Genomic DNA, 18000 nt, shown 5'->3' with positions numbered 1-18000 from the left:
TGGGGCGCTTCAGGGCGAACATGGCCTAAACGATGCGCTGTTCATCGCCCGCGGAGTAAATATCAATCACCCGGCAATCGCTGCACATTTTGAGCCGCTCTGCGGCCGCGCCCTGGAACATGGCGTGTCCGCTGAGTTTGCCCAGCATGGCTTCAATGGCTTTCAAGGTGCCAAAAGGTTTGCTGCAACGCACGCAGCTGTAAGGCTGGCTTTGATTCAGCACCTGGCGCTCATGGCGCGCGGGGGTGAGCAACAAACGCGGCACGGTTTGGATGGCATTTTCTGGACAGGTCGTGACACACAAACCGCACTGGACGCAGTTTTTTTCAATGATGGCCAGCTCTGGCTGGTCTGGGTTGTCTTGCAGTGCGCTGGCAGGGCAGGCGCTGACGCAACTCAAGCACAAGGTGCAAGCTTGGGCATCCACTTGAACACCGCCCCAAAAAGCCCCAGCGGTGGGCAGTGCGATCGCCTCGGGCCAAGCCTGTGCGGCTGGGGCATGGCTCATCCAATGGTCCAAAGCGAGTGCCAAGCTGCTGCGCTTGTCGCTGGTCAAGGCAAATTTCGCAGGCGTCGCAGGCCGGGCGGGTGCAGCGGGCAAGGTTTTGAGCTGGGCATCCAAGGCGTCCACGCTGTCGGCCTGCAGCCAGGTGAGGTGCTGACCCTGGTAGCCCAAACCATGCAACACGGCTTGCACTTGGGCCATTTGGTCTTGCACCGCTTGTGCGTATTGCGGCGCCTCTTCGTCGGTGGCCAACACCACCACCTGGGCAGCACCAAAAGCCAGCATGGACAACCACACATCGGCACCCACACTGGCGGTGTGCCACAACGACATGGGGATGACCCGGGCCGACAAACCATGGGCGCGTTGAAGCTGGGCTGCACGGCCCAGCTCGTTGAGCATGGCCTGACCTTGGCCTTGGCTGTGCAACAGCAATACCGCGTCCTTGCCGCCAGCGCGGGCATAGGTGCTGAGCAATGTTTTGGCCGTCACCCCCAAGGCACTGGCCTGGGGATAGGCATAGGTCAATGCGCCTGTGGGACACACCGTGGTGCAAGCCCCGCAACCGACACACAAATGAGGATTGACCTTGATTTGTTGGCGCGCGGGTTCCGATGAAATGGCTTGGGCCGAACACACATCCACGCAAGCGTTGCAACCAATTTGGGTGTTGCGGCTGTGCGCACAAATCGAGGCTTTATATTGAAAGAATTTGGGCTTTTCAAATTCGCCCACCATTTCGCGCAAGCGCAACAAGGTGGCCATGTCGTCCTGGCGGAAATAACCTTGGGGCAGGGCATGCCGGTCAAAGGCCGAGGCGCTGCGCAAATCCAGCACCAGATCGAACTCAGCGCTTTCGGTGCTGGGCTCGCGCTGAAAGTCAATGGCGCCAGCCACACCGCAGGCTTTCACGCAATCGCGGTGCGATTGACACGCCGTCAAATCAATCTGGTAGTCCAGTCCAATGGCTTGCTCTGGGCAAGCGGCCACACAGGCATTGCAGCGGGTGCACAAGTCCAAGTCAATGGGGTTGCTGCGTCGCCATTGCAAAGTGAATGCGCCCAACCAACCACTCAAACCCAACCACTCACCGGCGATGACCGGGTAGCGACGCTCTTGGGCCGGCATGCCACGGGTCACGCCGTCAGACATCAAGGTGATGTCCAGGCCATCGCCCAACACATCGGCCAAGGCTTGGGCGCGGCCCAACTCGGCGACGATGAGCAAACGGCCCGCGCTTTTGTAAGTGACCGTGGGCACCGGCTCGGCATCGGGCATCTGGGCTTGGGCCAACAAGGCGGCGATTTTGGGCATGGCCTGGGCCGACTCGCGGCCCCAGCCCGCTGTCTCACGGATGTTCACAAACTTGATGGGCACCCATGGCAAAGCGGGATCGGCTTCGCGCGCTTGCTGCGCCAGGTCTTCAAACAAACGCTTTTCTTGGGTGCACGCCACCACCAACCCTTCGCCGCCTTTGAGGGCATTCAAAAAACCTTGGGCCTCGCGCCGGCACAAACTGCTGTGCAGGTGCAGTGACTCATCGAGGCTGTGGCCCAGCGCCTTGGCTTCCAAGGGCATGGTCTGGTTGCAGTCGCAAATCAAGGTGGTCATGGCGGCGGATTGTGCATGACTGTGGCTTGGCCCCCGAGCGGCCTAGGTCTTGGGCACAGGCAGTGTCGAGGGAGCAAGGCTGGTGCCACGCAGGTGCTGGGGACGGTCATCTGAACTGTCGCTCACATCAACCACGTCAGATGCATGCGCGCTCAAAGGCGCTTCGGTGGCCACGGTTGGTGCAGGTGCGGGCACGGATGCGTCATCAGGCACAGGCCGCAAAGGCGCTTGAACAGTGCCTTCATCAGGCGCGCCAGCCAATGCTGCTTTGTCTTTGTCTTTGTCCTGGTCTTCGTCTTCAAACAGGTTCAGAAACTTGGCCCCATTCATTTGCCGCAACATGGCCAGGGGCAAGGGGTCGGGTTGGCTGTAGTCGTCGATGTAGATGTCCATGCGGTCCATCACATTGAAGTGCGGATCGGCAAACAGTTTTTTCATCGCAGCGTTTTTCACTTCGGGGGCCACACCCTGGCCCATGAAAGGTCGGAAATCTGACGCAGGCGTGAGTGCTTGTGTGTCAGCCAGGCTGGGTACCGGCTGAGGATCGGTGTGGGGCTCGCTGGGCTGCACCCTGCCAGGGGCGGGCGCAAACGCCGAGGGCGGCGTGTTGAGCGGTTGTTGCCCGCCCCTTGAAATCAAAGCGTCTGGGGCTTGCACACCGCCGATGGCCGGGGCGGCCTTGGGCGGTGGTGCCGGATGGGTCTTTGGAGGCCCATCAGGCACAGGGCCCCCCAGCGATGCTTTTCGCTTGGACCAACGCTGCAAAAAACCGTCTTCAGCCATGGCGAGATGTTAAGGCCCAGGCCATGCCATCAAAGCTTGCGGTTTTTGTCGGTGGTGATCGAGGCGGGGTTGCCAAAGCGGTCTTGCAAGCCCCGAAAGCTCTCCGGGCGTTGGCGTTTTTTGCCCTCTGCCACCCAATGGGTTTGGGCAAACTCACTCATCCAAGCCAGCACCTCTGGCGGCGCGGGCACTTGGTCAACGCTTTCTTGGGCATCGAGCCAACGACCCGCGTCGTGGTAACTCAAGCTGACCATGATGGGCACGGCCACCGGTTCTTGGGCCAATGTCGCCTCCTCTTCCATGCGCCAAAGCACAAACCAACAGGGCTGGGGCGAGGTGGCGTTGAGGTAGTAGCCTTCGGCATCGTCTTTGAACAAACCCACCTCAAAGCCCGTGTGCAGCCAAATTTGCACATCTTCGCTGTCGCTCAACAAGCGTGCGGGTCCGCTGTGGCTGGGGTCTTGCAACACCACATCGTGCAACACCCAGCGCCAAGTTTGCCATTTGGACATGGCACCAGGCACACGCTCGCGGCGCATCAAAACGCTGGTGGTGAGGGGGGTCCAGTCGGTCATGAGCGGATCAACGCACATCGGCGTTGTTGGCCTGGCCGGTTTTTAAAATTTGGCCAATATGCTGCATCACCTCGCGCTCTTTGCCAGTGAAACCATGCTCTGTGAAGGCACGGCAGGGATGGCCTTGAAAACCGCTGCCCCCATGCACGGTGACCAGGGGAATACTGAATTTCTGCGCTAATTTGGCGGCCCCTGAATGGGTGGTCATCGGACAAGGATCGTTTTGGTGGTGCACAAAGGCCTGCACGCCGGTGATTTGGCCATAGTCAAAACCGCCGAGTTCTCGGTAAGAGTGCATGGCATAAGGCTCGGTGATGGCAGCGGTGTGAATCGCCCCGGCATAGACCCCTTTGGCATGCATGGGCATGAAAGCGCTGGAGATGCTGCCCATGCTGGTGGACACCAACCACACTTTTTGGATGCTGGGCAGTTGCTGGCGCACCGATTGGATGAGTGCCGCCACATCGCTTTGTCGGCCTGCCGACGCTTGGTATTTGGATGAGCACTCGTCCCCACTGTCGCTGCGGCAGTCCACCAGCAACAAAGCAATGCGCTCATCGGCCAAATGGCGCCGCGCGCGCACCAGGAAGTTACCCGGCAAGCGCAATGCGGTCATGCGTTGATCCGCCACCACGGGTCGCAACACCGATGGGTGACCGGGGAGCAAAACGGCCAACACATCGGGACTTTGGGTGCCGGTGCGCAAAGACAACACCCCTTCTTGTCGCACACCAGCCGACAACTCGACCGCCACCAATTGCTCGGTCAAATTTTCCCAAGCTGGGGGCGTTTGTGCCTTCACGCTGGGCCCACCCAGCCACAGGGCTGTCACCAGGGCCAAACCCATCGAAAAAACAAAAGTGAAACGCTGCATGGGTCGGTACTTCATGATCATGGCGTGGTTGATGAACAAGGTCGTTCAGTGGGGCAGGTGACTGGGGTGGAAGGTCTCAAAGGGCAGGCACCGGCATTGGCAGCGAAAGCGCCAGCACCTGCACCGCACAAAACTTCAATTCGGGTATTTTGCCCACCGGGTCCAAGGCAGCGTTGGTGAGCAAATTGGCTGCCGCCTCTCTGTAAGCAAACGGCAAAAACACCGTGCCCTCGGGCGTGCCCTCGTCTTGGCGAACCCGCACTTGCAGCTCGCCCCGGCGAGAGCGCACCCGCACCAGGTCACCGGCTTGCACGCCCAAGCGGTGCAGATCGGCAGCGCACATCAACAAACTGGCTTCGGGTTCAATCGCATCCAGCACCGCAGAGCGCCGGGTCATGCTGCCGGTGTGCCAGTGCTCGAGCTGGCGCCCAGTGATGAGCACAAATGGGTGTTCGGCATCGGGCAATTCATTGGCCGAAATGAGATCGGCCGGCACCAACCGAACCCGCCCATCGGGCGTGGGGAAATCATGTTCAAACACCATGGCTTGGCCCGGGTCTTGATCGCTCAAGCAGGGGTAGGTGACGCTGGACGCCGCTGACAAGCGTTGCCAAGAAATCCCCGCAATCACACCGTGCATGGCTTGGCGCATTTCTTCATACACGGCAGCCACACCGGCGTGCTCGCCCGGGTAATGCCAGTCCAGGCCCATGCGCTGGGCCAATTGCTGAATGATCCACAAATCCAACTGGGCTTGCCCCGGTGGGGTCAAAGCAGGTCGGCCCATTTGCACCATGCGGTCGGTGTTGGTCACTGTGCCCATTTTTTCGGGCCAAGCACTGGCGGGCAGCACCACATCGGCCAGCCAAGCGGTCTCGGTCAGGAAAATATCTTGCACGACCAAATGGTCTAAGGCAGCCAATGCCGCGCGGGCATGGTTCAAGTCGGGGTCACTCATGGCCGGGTTCTCGCCCATGATGTACATGCCCCGCACTTTGTGCGGGTCGCTGTCATCGGCCAAGGCCTTGTCCATGATTTCCACCACGGTGTAGCCCGGTTGGGGGTCCAGCGACTGGCCCCAAAAATCCTCAAACCATTTCAAAGCTTGGGGGTCGCTGATCCGTTGGTAGTTGGGCAGCATCATGGGGATGAGGCCCGCATCGCTGGCCCCTTGCACATTGTTCTGGCCGCGCAAGGGGTGCAAGCCGGTGCCGGGTCGGCCAATTTGTCCAGTGACGCTGGCCAATGCAATCAGGCAGCGCACGTTGTCGGTGCCATGCACATGCTGGCTCACGCCCATGCCCCACAACACCATCGCGGCCGGCGAGTGGGCAAAGGCGTGGGCCACTTCGCGCAAGGTGGCCACATCGATACCACAAATCGGTGCCATGCGCTCGGGGGTGAAGGCCTGAACATGCGCACGTAGCGCTTCAAAGTCGCGGGTGCGCTCGCGCACAAAGGCTTGGTTCGTCCAGCCCTCGGTGATGATGATGTGCAGCAAAGCGTTGAGCAACGCCACATCGGTGTCGGGCTTGAACGCCAAATGGCGCCAGGCGTGGCGGGCCAGGTCGGTGCGGCGCGGGTCCATCAAGACCAAGCGCGCGCCCCGCTCCACCGCATTTTTGATCCAGGTGGCCGCCACCGGGTGGTTGGCGCTGGGGTTGGCACCAATCACCACGATCAACTCGGCCTGGGCCACATCGCGCACTGGGTTGCTCACCGCGCCAGAGCCCACCCCTTCGAGCAATGCGGCCACGCTGGAGGCGTGGCACAAGCGGGTGCAGTGGTCGACGTTGTTGCTGCCAAAACCAGTGCGCACCAATTTTTGAAACAAATAAGCTTCTTCATTGCTGCCCTTGGCCGAACCAAAACCGGCCAGACTCTTGGGCCCGTGTTGCTCGCGCAAGCGCATCAAACCCTGAGCCGCCAGATCCAAAGCTTCGTCCCAAGTGGCGGGCCGGAAAACTTCGGCCCAACGCGAAGGCTCGCGGTTGAGGTCCAGCGACTTGGGCACCCCCGCTTTGCGCACCAAAGGGGTGGTCAAGCGGTCTGGGTGGTGTGCGTAATCGAAACCAAAGCGGCCTTTGACACACAAGCGCTCCTCGTTGGCGGGGCCTGCACGGCCTTGCACTTTGATGATGCGCTCGTCTTTCACATGGTAAGTGAGCAAGCAACCCACGCCACAAAACGGACACACCGAATCGACTTGGCGATCCACCTGCTGGTCGCCCAATTGCGTCTTGGCGCTGAGGGCACCCGTGGGACAAGCTTGCACGCATTCACCACAGGCCACGCAAGTGCTCTCGCCCATGGCATCGGCCAGGTCAAACACGATGCGCGATTCAGCGCCCCGCCCTTGCACCCCAATGACTTGGTTGACCTGCACCTCGCCACAGGCACGCACACAACGGTCGCATTGGATACACGCCGACAAATCGACCGCCATCGCGGGGTGCGAATCATCGCGCCATGCCACACCTTGTGCGTCGTGCGTGTCCCCGTTGCGCAAATCTTGCAAGGCCGGCCGAACGCTCACCCCCATTTGGCGCGCCCACTGGCTGAGTTCGCCATGGGGCAAGTCGGCTTCTCCGTCGACCCATTGCACGCCGCTGTCGGGTCGGTCGGCCAACAACAACTCCATCACCAGGGCGCGGCTTTTCTGCGCCCGTTCGCTGTCGGTGTGCACGACCATGCCGACCGTCGGTGTGCGACAGCAACTGGCAGCCAAAGTGCGCTCGCCCTTGACTTCGACCACACAAGCACGGCAGTTGCCATCCGGTCGGTAACCTGGCTTGTGGCACAAATGCGGAATCTCTATGCCTTGGCGCTGGGCCACTTCCCACAAGGTTTCGCCGGCTTGGGCGTGTACCGGCAGGCCGTTGAGGTGGAAAGCAATCGGCTGGCTCACGCGGCCTCCTCAGGGCTGGCGCCCACTTCATGCGGGAAAAACTTCAGCACGCACTGAATCGGGTTGGGCGCAGCCTGGCCCAAACCGCAAATCGAAGCGTCGCCCATCACTTGGGCCAAGTCTTGCAAGGTGGCGGCGTCCCACACCGGGGCTTGCATCAAGGCGGCAGCCTTGTCGGTGCCCACCCGGCATGGCGTGCATTGGCCGCAGCTTTCGTCGGCGAAAAATTGCATCACGTTCAAGGCCGCATTGCGGGCCCGGTCGTTGTGACCCAAAACCACGATGGCCGCCGACCCGATGAAACAACCGTGCGCTTGCAAGGTGTCAAAGTCGAGGGGCACATCGGCCAAACGCGCCGGCAAGATGCCGCCTGAAGCACCGCCCGGCAAATACGCATACAAGCGATGCCCGGTTGCCATGCCGCCGCAGTACTCATCGATCAATTCGCGCAGCGTAATGCCCGCCGGTGCCAACTTGACTCCGGGCTCACGGACACGCCCGCTGACACTGAAAGAGCGCCAACCCGTGCGCCCATGCCGGCCTTGCTGGGAAAAATGCGCCGCCCCGCGCTCGACAATGTCGCGCACCCAGTACAGGGTTTCAAAGTTGTGCGCCAACGTGGGTTTGCCCCACAAACCCTTCTCTGCAATATAGGGTGGGCGCAGGCGCGGCTCGCCACGGCGCCCCTCAATGCTCTCCAGCATCGCTGACTCTTCGCCACAAATGTAGGCACCCGCACCGCGGCGCAATTCCATGTGGGGCAAAGCACAGGGTGGCTGGGCTTGCAGCTCGGCCATCGCTTGGGTCAAGGTGGCGCGGCAGCCGTGGTATTCATCACGCAGGTAGATATAAATGCGCTCGCAGCCCACCACCTGGGCCGCCAAGAGCGCGCCCTCCAAAAAGCGGTGCGGATCACGCTCCAAATACACCCGGTCTTTGAAGGTGCCGGGCTCGCCCTCGTCGATGTTGATTGCCATGTAACGCGGCCCGGGTTGATCGCGCACGATGCGCCATTTGCGCCCGGCAGGAAAGCCGGCCCCGCCCAAACCGCGCAAGCCCGAGCTCTCCATGGTGAGCAACACAGACTCGGTGTCGACACGCCCGGCCACCACATCAACCAGCAAACGGTAGCCCCCGTCGGCGCGGTAAGCGTCCAGCCCCACCGCCTGCGGGTGGGCAGGCTCGCACCAGGCCTGTGGTGCTTGCGGCCAAGCTGGTGGGGGCACTGGCGCCTGCGGCGAAGCCCCCGCTGCCACACAGGCTTTCACCGCATCCACACTGGCATGGACCACAGCGCGCTGGTGCACCACCGCCACCGGCGCGGTTTCGCAACGCCCCACACATGGCGCACGCAGCACTTGAACCCCTGGGTCCATCTGCGCTTGCAATTGCTCGAACAAAGCATCGGCACCGGCCATGCTGCAGGAGAGCCCGTCACACACCCGGAGGGTCAAGCGCGGAGCGGCTTGGCCTTCATCCAAGATGTGAAAGTGGTGGTAAAAACTGGCCACCTCGTAGACCTTTGACAAGCTCAATCGCATGAGCTGGGCCAAGGCCACCAAATGGCCTTTGTGCAAAGCGCCATGGGCGTCTTGCAACACATGCAAATGTTCGATCAACCCATCGCGTGGGTAGCCATCCAGTGGGGCTTGGCCCAGCAGCGATCGCACCGCCACCAAGGCCTGGGCATCGGGCACACGGCCTTTGACTTGTTTGCGCGCACGCCGGGCGCTGTCGCGCAATTGTTCGGTGGTGCCGAGTTGAACGGATTTCATGTTGGGGGCGATGCTAACCCGATCCACACGCCCACACCCGGGGCTTTTCCCTTGGCTATCATGGCGCCGCCCTCACACACAGGACCCTTGGCATGAGCGTGGCATCCGTCAAAGCGCACTTCGAAGCATTGAACCTCCACATCCCGATTTTGGAGACCGCCGAAAACACGGCCACCGTGGCCTTGGCAGCGGCGGCCCATGGGGTCGAGCCAGGCCGCATTGCCAAAACCTTGGCCTTTGAACTACACGACAAGCGTGTGGTGTTGTTGGTGGCCCGCGGTGACGCTCGCATCGACAACGCCAAATTCAAAACCGCCCTGGGCAAAGGCAAGATGCTCAGCCCCGATGTGGTGGCCGACATCACTGGCCACCCAGTGGGCGGTGTGTGTCCTTTTGGTTTGGCCCAGGCATTACCCATTTACCTGGATGCCTCTTTGCAGGCATTTGACGAAGTGCTGCCCGCGGCGGGCTCGGTCAACAGCGCGGTGCGCATGTCGGTCACCTTGTTGGCGCACATCACCCAGGGGCAATGGGTGGATGTTTGTCGCCCACCAACAGACGCTGGGTGACTTGCATCAGGTCTTTGCGGGCAAAGGGCTTGAGCAAAAACTCGTTGGCACCGGCCGTCATAAACCGATCTTTGTCGCTGGTGTTGACATTGGCGGTCAAGCCCAGAATCGGGGTGTGGCAGGCTGGTTCCGGCAAGTCGGCGCGAACGCGCTGACTTGCCTCGATGCCATCCATTTGGGGCATCAACATGTCCATGAACACCAGGTCAAAGGCCTCTGTCTGCATGGTTTTCAGCGCCTCCACACCGTTCACCGCCTCGGTGATTTGGGCCTGAGGACACTCCAACATCAACATCTGGCGCAGCAACATGCGGTTGATTTGCACATCATCGACCACCAAAAAACGCCAAGGCCTTTGGCGCATATCCCCTTGTTGGGCATCGGCCACGTCGGAGGTGGGTGGTGCCTGGCCCACTTTGAGGGGCAGCTTGAACCAAAAACAACTGCCCTCTCCCAACTGGCTGCGCACACCTATCGTGCCCCCCATCAGCTCCACCAAACGCTTGGAAATGGTCAAGCCCAGGCCATTGCCGCCATATAAATTTTGGGTCTGGTCGGTGGCTTGTGAAAAACGGTCAAACACCATGGACAGCTTTTCTTCAGCAATGCCAATGCCCGTGTCTTGCACTTCAAACAAGATGAAAGCCCCATCGGGCCTGACGCCCAAACTGACATGGCCTTGGGGCGTGAACTTGATGGCGTTGCCCAGCAAATTGACCAATATTTGCATCAGCCGATGCCGATCGGCCCAGACCCAGGTCGGCAATTTGTCATCCACCGCGTGTGAGAAATCCAGCTTCATGCTGCTCAAGCGATGGGCAAACAAACCCGTGGCGTTGTCCACGGTCTTGCGCAGCTCGAAGGACTCGGGGTTCACCGCCAACTTGCCCGATTGAAACTGCGAATAGTCCAGCACATCGTTGATCACTGTCATCAAATGCTCACCCGATTGCTGGGTCAGCGCCAACACTTCCATGGCTTTTGCATTGCCCGCTTGGTTTTCGCACAGCAATTCATTGAATCCCATGATGGCATTCATGGGTGTGCGCAACTCATGGCTGACCGAAGAAATGAAACGATCGCGGATATCCAAAATTTGCTGCAACTCCTGGCGCCGCGCCTCCAATTCTTGGTTGCTGGCGCGCAAGGCCGCAATCGCCTTGGCGCTAAAACTTTGGTAGGTCAGGGTGATGGTGATCAAACTGGTGGCCGTCACCGCGTACACCAAAAACGCATACACATCGTGGCCCTTGGTCATGGGCATCCAATGCGGCAAGGCCCCCCAGTGGTTGAAAAAGGCCACCAATGAAAAAGTCCCCACCACCACACCACCCCACAACAAACCAGCTCTGCGGCCAATGATGTGGAACATCAAAATCGGGATCAGGTACAGCCAATTGATGCGGGGTGAAAAAATGCCCTGCCCGAAATAGGCTGCCAAGCCAATGTGTGCCGTGGCATACACACCCACCAAGGTCAAAACCCGTTGGGTGGACATCCCCATGTTCAGCAACCCCAAACTGAAGGCGATGAATGCGATGAAAATCAATCGGCTTTCTTGGCTGCCCACATTGGGCGTGAACAGCCACAGCATGCCGATCGCTGCCATCAAACCCACGCCCGCAAAAAACACAAAGGGCAATCGGCCCGCACGAAGATTGGGAGGCGTGAGGGCCCCAAAAAACAATATCCATTGGCGAGCCTGCCAATGGGTGCGCAGGTCAGCCCACATGGGCAAGCCCCTTGTCCGGGCCCCAAAAGCACATGTCTACCGCCGCTTGGAGTTTGTGCACGTCCATTGGTTTGAGCACCACATTGTTCATGCCCGCCTCAAAACAGCGCTGCATGTCCAAAGGTTGGTTGCTGGCGGTCATGCCCAGAACCGGCATGTGGTGGATGGGGCCAGGCAGGGCGCGGATGGCCTTGGTCAAGGCCAGGCCATCCATATCAGGCATGTACATATCGATCAGCACCAAATCCACCGTTTGCTCGGCCAAATAGGCCAGTGCCTGCACCCCTTCACCCAAAGTCTGCACCGTTGCGTTGGGCCACAGCTTCAAAACCATGCTTTTGGCCACGAGCAAATTCACCGGGTGATCGTCCACGATCAAAAATCGCAAGGCGGCACCAGCGATCGCGCCCGGGGGTGATGCGACTGGCGCACCCAGCGGCGGCGTGGGTGCAGACAGCAGTGGCACTTCCAACCAAAAGCTTGAACCATGCCCCAATTGGCTGGTCACGCCCAACTGGCCCCCTTGGAGTTGCACCAATTTTTCACAAATGGACAAGCCCAAGCCCGTGCCGTCGTGCAAGTGAAAGTCGTCTGAATGGGCTTTCTCAAAGCGCCCAAACACCTGCGCTTGTTGCTCTGGCGTCATGCCAATGCCTGTGTCTTGGACTTCCACGCGCAAGCCCACCTCGCAAGGCAGGCAGCGCAAATCAATGCGCCCAGCGCGGGTGAATTTGAGTGCGTTGTCCAGCAAGTTCTCCAACACCTGGTGAAACCGCCTGGCGTCCAGCAACACCCACGGGGGCAAGCTCGGATCGATGCTGCAATGCATTTGAATGTGGGCACCACGGGGTTTGTTCTCGTAACGGGCAAACAGTGCTTGCACCCCAAGGCCCAAGGCATAGGGTTGGCTGCCCAAACTCATGCGCTGGGCTTGCAATTGGGAGAAATCCAAAATGTCATTGACCAAGGTCAGCAAGCGCTGGGTGGACTGGCGAATCAGCTCAGCCCGCTCCAAGTCTTGGGGGTGCTGGGTCAGCTGGTCTTTGAGCACGCTGTTGAGGCCCAAAATGGCATTCATCGGTGTGCGCAATTCATGGCCCACAGAGGCGATGAATTCATCCTTGTGGCTTTGTGCGCGCATCAGGGCCTCGTGGGTGCGATTCAGTTCATCACTTTGCAACTGCAATACCGAAAGTTGCTGACGTTGCGACTCACCCAGGTAAACCAAAATGCCCAACAGGGTCAATGTGGCCAGCACTTTATTGGCCCACCCCCAAACCACCATGTCGGGTGCGTCGGCCGGCCCCATGGGCCAACCCACAAAATCCAAAGCCATGACCAACACCAAGCCCAGGGTTTGAACCGCCAACCACATCACAGCAGGCTTGATGGGTAGCAACAAAAAAGGAATCAGGGCCACCCCCGACAACCAAACCGTTGCGACTGAAACCACACCGCCGGTGTGCACCACCAAGAAAAACAACAAGGCTATCAACAAGCCCAGCATCGCATGGATACACCACACCGGGTTGGGGTTGCGCTGAATGCAGATGGCCAAGGCCAGAAAAAACACCGCGGCCAAGCCCACCACCCAAGAGGGGTATTGCGCCATGGGCACCATGGCCACCATCAAACAATTGACGCACACCACCCAGGCAAAAAGCCCCGCCATGCACCGAGCTTGTCCTTCACCCGAGGTGCTGAAAAACCCCGATTGATGGATGAATTGGGAAAGGGTGCGCATGAAACAAATGGTTTGTATTTGAAACAGAATGAAGCAGCTTGATGTTAAAGCAAGGGCCTTTAGCCGCGCATATTCTTTATGGGCGTTGGAAACACTTCGGCCAAGCTTGTGGGACTTGGGCATTTGCACAGGTTTTTTGGCTGCCATCATGCTCATCCGCAGCAAAGGCGACCACATCCTCTGTGGCAAAAGCGCCAAAGCCATGAAGGTCCAATGGAAAGTGCCCGTCAGCCGGCCCGAAAACCTGCCAACCGCAAAACCGCACCAAAAGCCACTGCTCCTTTGGATGTCTCCATATCCCACGCACAGCACCTGGCCAAACTGGTCCATGCAGATTCCCTGCAATCGCACATTGAGAGCGTGATGGGCGACTCAGATTGGCCAGAGGTTTTGACACCGCACGCCACCAGCTGTATGCGGCCTGCAACCGAGCTGAAAACCAGTGGTCTGAGGGGCGATGAATATTTATCAAAGATAATCCCCCACCCATGACCAACACAGAACCTAAACCGCCCGTGAGTTTGCAAGACCAAGTTTGGTTTGCGGCGGTGCTGGTGCTGTACGCCTTGGTGGAGCTGTCGTTCAACCACCGGATGCTGGAATTGACCGATGTGGTGTTGTCCGACAAAGATTTGGATGGCGTGCAGTTTTGGGGCCGCATCATTGCCGGTTTTGGTTTGAGCATGCTACTGCTGCGCTGGCTGGACCTGCGCATGGCCCAACGCTGGCAAGCTGTGCTGCTGAGTTTTGCCCTGGGCATGACCTTGATGTGGCACTTCCAAAAAATGGTGATTGACCATTTGGTGGACTCCGCGCCGGTAGAGGAAAAAAGGCTCAGTGTTTACCTGCTCAACATCGCAGACTTGGCCGCCCAGGGTCAATTGCGCATCCATGGTGTGCCTTTGGGCACAGAGAACATGTCGCCCAGTGTGCGCGAGGCGGTCAAAACTTTGTTTCCAGCGGCGGCATTGGGTACACCGCTGGTCGACTTTGAAGCCCCAGCCTCGGGCTGGGTGGCCCAAGCCCCGGCACTGCCCACATCGGTCTCGCCCGAAATGCTGGACAACGCCTACCGCAACACCATTACCCCACCGATTGCGCTGGGCTTGTCCTCATTTTTTGGCCTGCTGAACCTTGCCCAGGGTTTGGGCCTGTGTGTGCTGCTTTTGCTGCGTCGACAGGGGCATCCAAATTGGGCCGCCGGGCTGCGCAAGCATTTGCTGGCACTGACAGCGGCCATGACCCTGGGCTTGACGGCCATGCACCACGATGACTTCATTGACTCACCGGGCTATGCCTTGCACCTGAGCCCCCATATGTGGCAGCACAGCGCGGTGTTGGCCACTTTCATCGCCTGGGACTTGCGCGCCGAGCCCGCTTGGTACGCTTTGTCAGACTGGGCACATCACCATTTGTTGCGCGGCTTTACGTTTACCAAGCTGTGAAACGCGGGCCTTTTTTCAGGTGTCTTTGGACACCGTGATGGTGGGGAATTTGGCCGAAAAGTCTTTGGCCTTGGCCGCAACGCCCACCGCCACTTGGCGCGCAATGGCTTTGTAAATGGCTGCCACCGAACCATCGGGGTCGGAGACCACGGTTGGTTTGCCGCTGTCGGCTTGCAGGCGAATGCTCAAATCCAGGGGCAAGGCGCCCAGGTAGGGCATGCCAAATTCTTCGGCCATGCGCTTGCCCCCTTCGTGGCCAAAGATGTGCTCGCTGTGGCCGCATTGGCTGCAAATGTGCACCGCCATGTTTTCCACAATGCCCAGGATGGGTACACCCACCTTCTCGAACATCTTGATGCCTTTTTTGGCATCCAGCAGGGCGATGTCTTGCGGGGTGGTGACGATCACGGCGCCGGTCATGGGCACGCGCTGGCTCAAGGTGAGTTGGATGTCGCCGGTGCCCGGGGGCATGTCAACGATCAAATAGTCCAAGTCGCGCCAATTGGTTTGGCGCAGCAACTGTTCAAGTGCTTGGGTGGCCATGGGGCCGCGCCAAATCATGGCCTCGTCTTTGGCCACCAAAAAACCAATCGACATGACTTGCACACCGTGGTTCTCCAGCGGGTCCATGGTTTTGCCGTCGCTGCTCTCAGGTCGACCTTCAATGCCCATCATCATAGGTTGGCTGGGGCCGTAAATATCGGCGTCGAGCAAGCCCACGCTGGCCCCTTCGGAAGCCAAAGCCAAGGCCAGGTTGACGGCGGTGGTGCTTTTGCCCACACCGCCCTTGCCAGACGCCACAGCGATGATGTTTTTCACTTGGGGCAGCAGTTGCACGCCGCGCTGCGCCGCATGGGCCACGATGCGGCTGCTCAACTGCACGGTGACCTGGCCCACGCCCGGCACTTGCTTGATGGCCGTGACCAATTGCTGGCGCAAAGTCGGAAATAGGCTTTTGGCGGGATAAGCCAATTCCACCTCGACCGACACGTCTGCGCCAGTGATGCGCAAGGCTTTCAAGGCCTTGCTGGCAACAAAGTCTTGTCCGGTGTGGGGGTCCACCACGGTGCTGATTGCTTGGCGCAAGGTGGCATCGTTCAAGGACATGGTTCTCTCCTGGCAAAGCGGCAGAGTCTACCCAAGCGCCCTGGGCTGCTGCCGGTGCGGGGCGCATTCCCCCACAAAGCCAGGGCCAGCGCCTAAAATCGCGCCCTTCAAACAAGGTTACTCCCCCATGACCCAGCGCCGCTTATTTGTCACCACCGCCCTGCCCTATGCCAACGGCAACTTCCACATCGGGCACATGATGGAATACATCCAAGCCGATATTTGGGTGCGTTACCAACGGATGCAGGGCCACGCGGTCAACTTTGTTTGCGCTGACGACACCCACGGTGCGCCCATCATGATCGCCGCTGAAAAAGCTGGCCTCACGCCGCAGCAATTTGTCGCCAACATCGCGGCGGGCCGGCAACAGTACTTGGATGGCTTTCACATCGGCTTTGACAACTGGCACAGCACCGACGCCCCCGAGAACCACGCCTTGGCGCAGCAGATTTACCGCGACCTGCGTGACCTGTCCGAGACACAAGGCGGCACGCTGATTGAGCGCAAAACCATTGAGCAGTTTTTCGACCCCGAGAAAAACATGTTTTTGCCGGACCGCTTCATCAAGGGCGAGTGCCCCAAGTGCGGCGCGAAAGACCAGTATGGCGACAACTGCGAAAGTTGCGGTGCGGTGTACGCACCCACCGATTTGAAAAACCCGTACTCGGCCTTGTCGGGTGCCACGCCGGTGTTGAAACACGCCGAGCATTTTTTCTTCAAACTCTCCGACCCGCGCTGCGTGGAATTTTTGCAAGACTGGACACAAAACGGCCAACACCTGCAACCCGAAGTGGCCAACAAGGTGAAAGAGTGGTTCAGCGTTCGCACCAACCCCGATGGTTCCACCAGCGAAGGTTTGGGCGACTGGGACATCAGCCGCGATGCGCCCTACTTTGGCATTGAAATTCCCGACGCACCGGGCAAGTATTTTTATGTGTGGCTGGACGCGCCCATTGGCTATTTGGCGTCGCTGAAAAACTGGTTCGACAAGGGTGGGCCCAAGGCTCAGCATGGTGAGACGCGCAGCTTTGACGAGTACATGGCCGCTGAGGACACCGAGCAATACCACTTCATCGGCAAAGACATCGTCACCTTTCACACGCTGTTTTGGCCGGCCATTTTGAAGTTCAGCGGCCGCAAAGTGCCGAACAAGGTGTTTGTGCATGGCTTCCTCACTGTGAACAACGGCGAGAAGATGAGCAAAAGCCGTGGCACCGGCTTGAACCCCTTGAAGTACTTGGAGCTCGGCATGAACCCCGAGTGGCTGCGCTACTACTTGGCTGCAAAGCTCAATGGCCGCAACGAAGACATTGACTTCAACGCCGAGGACTTCATGGCGCGGGTCAACTCGGACTTGGTGGGCAAGTACATCAACATCGCCTCCCGCGCGGCGGGTTTCATTGCCAAGCGCTTTGGTGGCCAATTGGGTGCGGTGAGCGCAGATGGCGAAGCGCTGCTGGCACAGCTGCACGCGGGACTTCCTGCCATTGAAGCCCTGTACGACAACCGCGATTGCGCCAAAGCCTTGCGCGACACCATGGCCTTGGCCGACCGGGTCAACGAATACGTGGACGCCAACAAGCCTTGGGAACTGGCCAAGTTGGAAGGCCAAGACGCCCGCTTGCAAGATGTGTGCAGCACCTGCATCGAGGCCTTCCGTTTGCTCAGCCTCGCCTTGAAACCTGTGCTGCCCGCATTGGCTGCCAACGTGGAAGCCTTTTTGAACATCGCTCCTTTGCAGTTTGCGCAGCGCGACCAACGCATGGGTGCCGGCCACACGATTGGCAACTACCAACACCTGATGCAACGCGTGGACCCCAAGATGCTGGAGGCTTTGTTTGAGCCACCGCCTGATGCGGCGGTGTCAGCGCCCGAGTTGTCCTCCGGAAAATTGGAATCTGACCCCAATTTATCTGTCCCCGGCGGCGAGCCCATCGCCGAGACCATCTCCATCGACGACTTTGCCAAGATCGATTTGCGCATCGCCTTGATCGTCAAATGCGAAGCGGTGGAGGGCAGCACCAAGCTCTTGCGCTTGACGCTGGACGTGGGCGAAGGCCGCACCCGCAATGTCTTCAGCGGCATCGCCAGCATGTACCAACCGTCTGACTTGGTGGGCAAGCTCACCGTCATGGTGGCTAATTTGGCACTGCGCAAAATGAAGTTTGGCGTCTCCGAGGGCATGGTGCTGGCCGCGTCCCACGCCGACGAAAAAGCCCAACCCGGCATCCATGTGCTGCACCCTTGGCCGGGTGCGACGCCGGGCATGCGTATCCACTGATGCGCGGGGCTGAACTCGCCGGCCCTGAGAATTTGGCGTTGCTTTAAGCTGCATCAAAAGGCAGCCACCACCACAGGTATATAGTGGTTTG

At 59.5% G+C, this 18000-nt stretch carries 13 protein-coding genes; 4 read left to right on the top strand and 9 right to left on the bottom strand.

Features of this window, described 5'->3' with window-relative positions; genetic code table 11:
• Positions 1 to 25 precede the first annotated feature (25 nt).
• From AC8GFZ_RS09265 to AC8GFZ_RS09240, 6 genes are all read right to left on the bottom strand, one after another.
• Positions 26 to 2116, bottom strand: coding sequence for a 4Fe-4S binding protein (locus tag AC8GFZ_RS09265; RefSeq protein WP_506644592.1), 2091 nt, complete (start codon positions 2114 to 2116; stop codon positions 26 to 28).
• Positions 2117 to 2158: 42 nt separating this feature from the next.
• The gene (locus AC8GFZ_RS09260) at positions 2159 to 2899 is read right to left on the bottom strand and encodes a DUF3306 domain-containing protein (RefSeq protein WP_506644591.1); all 741 of its coding nucleotides are present in this window, start codon (positions 2897 to 2899) and stop codon (positions 2159 to 2161) included.
• Positions 2900 to 2928: 29 nt separating this feature from the next.
• Positions 2929 to 3474 carry a DUF3305 domain-containing protein gene (locus tag AC8GFZ_RS09255; protein WP_506644590.1) on the bottom strand — a complete coding sequence of 182 codons (546 nt, stop codon included), beginning with the start codon at positions 3472 to 3474 and terminating at the stop codon, positions 2929 to 2931.
• A 7-nt stretch (positions 3475 to 3481) separates the two neighbouring features.
• Positions 3482 to 4363: a hypothetical protein gene (locus tag AC8GFZ_RS09250; RefSeq protein ID WP_506644589.1), complete on the bottom strand. Its 882-nt coding sequence runs from the start codon at positions 4361 to 4363 to the stop codon at positions 3482 to 3484.
• Between the two features lie 61 nt (positions 4364 to 4424).
• Complete coding sequence (fdhF, locus tag AC8GFZ_RS09245; protein WP_506644588.1) at positions 4425 to 7256, bottom strand: formate dehydrogenase subunit alpha; 2832 nt, start codon at positions 7254 to 7256, stop codon at positions 4425 to 4427.
• Positions 7253 to 9031 (bottom strand): NADH-ubiquinone oxidoreductase-F iron-sulfur binding region domain-containing protein, encoded by a 1779-nt coding sequence (locus AC8GFZ_RS09240; protein ID WP_506644587.1) that lies wholly within the window; start codon positions 9029 to 9031, stop codon positions 7253 to 7255. Before AC8GFZ_RS09240 ends, fdhF begins: the two co-directional genes overlap by 4 nt.
• Before the next feature lie 92 nt (positions 9032 to 9123).
• Here AC8GFZ_RS09240 and AC8GFZ_RS09235 point away from each other — a divergent pair, with 92 nt between their 5' ends.
• Positions 9124 to 9600 (top strand): YbaK/EbsC family protein, encoded by a 477-nt coding sequence (locus AC8GFZ_RS09235; RefSeq protein WP_506644586.1) that lies wholly within the window; start codon positions 9124 to 9126, stop codon positions 9598 to 9600.
• Here AC8GFZ_RS09235 and AC8GFZ_RS09230 read toward each other — a convergent pair.
• Positions 9548 to 11332: an ATP-binding protein gene (locus tag AC8GFZ_RS09230; RefSeq protein WP_506644585.1), complete on the bottom strand. Its 1785-nt coding sequence runs from the start codon at positions 11330 to 11332 to the stop codon at positions 9548 to 9550. The two genes, AC8GFZ_RS09235 and AC8GFZ_RS09230, sit on opposite strands and share 53 nt — an antisense overlap.
• Positions 11322 to 13076 (bottom strand): hybrid sensor histidine kinase/response regulator, encoded by a 1755-nt coding sequence (locus tag AC8GFZ_RS09225; RefSeq protein ID WP_506644584.1) that lies wholly within the window; start codon positions 13074 to 13076, stop codon positions 11322 to 11324. Before AC8GFZ_RS09225 ends, AC8GFZ_RS09230 begins: the two co-directional genes overlap by 11 nt.
• A gap of 28 nt (positions 13077 to 13104) precedes the next feature.
• Between AC8GFZ_RS09225 and AC8GFZ_RS09220 the strand changes: the two genes are divergently transcribed.
• Together AC8GFZ_RS09220 and AC8GFZ_RS09215 are read left to right on the top strand one after the other, a co-directional pair.
• A complete protein-coding gene (locus tag AC8GFZ_RS09220) occupies positions 13105 to 13440 on the top strand; it encodes a hypothetical protein (protein WP_506644583.1) in 336 nt (111 codons plus the stop codon).
• A gap of 124 nt (positions 13441 to 13564) precedes the next feature.
• Positions 13565 to 14521, top strand: coding sequence for a hypothetical protein (locus AC8GFZ_RS09215; protein WP_506644582.1), 957 nt, complete (start codon positions 13565 to 13567; stop codon positions 14519 to 14521).
• Between the two features lie 15 nt (positions 14522 to 14536).
• Here the strand turns inward: AC8GFZ_RS09215 and apbC are convergent, their stop codons facing one another.
• Positions 14537 to 15628, bottom strand: coding sequence for an iron-sulfur cluster carrier protein ApbC (gene apbC / locus AC8GFZ_RS09210; RefSeq protein WP_506644581.1), 1092 nt, complete (start codon positions 15626 to 15628; stop codon positions 14537 to 14539).
• 127 nt (positions 15629 to 15755) lie between these two features.
• Between apbC and metG the strand changes: the two genes are divergently transcribed.
• Positions 15756 to 17909 (top strand): methionine--tRNA ligase, encoded by a 2154-nt coding sequence (gene metG, locus AC8GFZ_RS09205; RefSeq protein ID WP_506644580.1) that lies wholly within the window; start codon positions 15756 to 15758, stop codon positions 17907 to 17909.
• The last annotated feature ends 91 nt before the right edge of the window (positions 17910 to 18000 follow it).

This window comes from Limnohabitans rimovensis (SeqCode), assembly GCF_965234775.1.
In the GTDB taxonomy this organism is placed as follows: domain Bacteria; phylum Pseudomonadota; class Gammaproteobacteria; order Burkholderiales; family Burkholderiaceae_C; genus Limnohabitans; species Limnohabitans rimovensis.
Note: the sequence above shows the minus strand (reverse complement) of the source record. Positions and strands in the feature narration are given on the sequence as shown.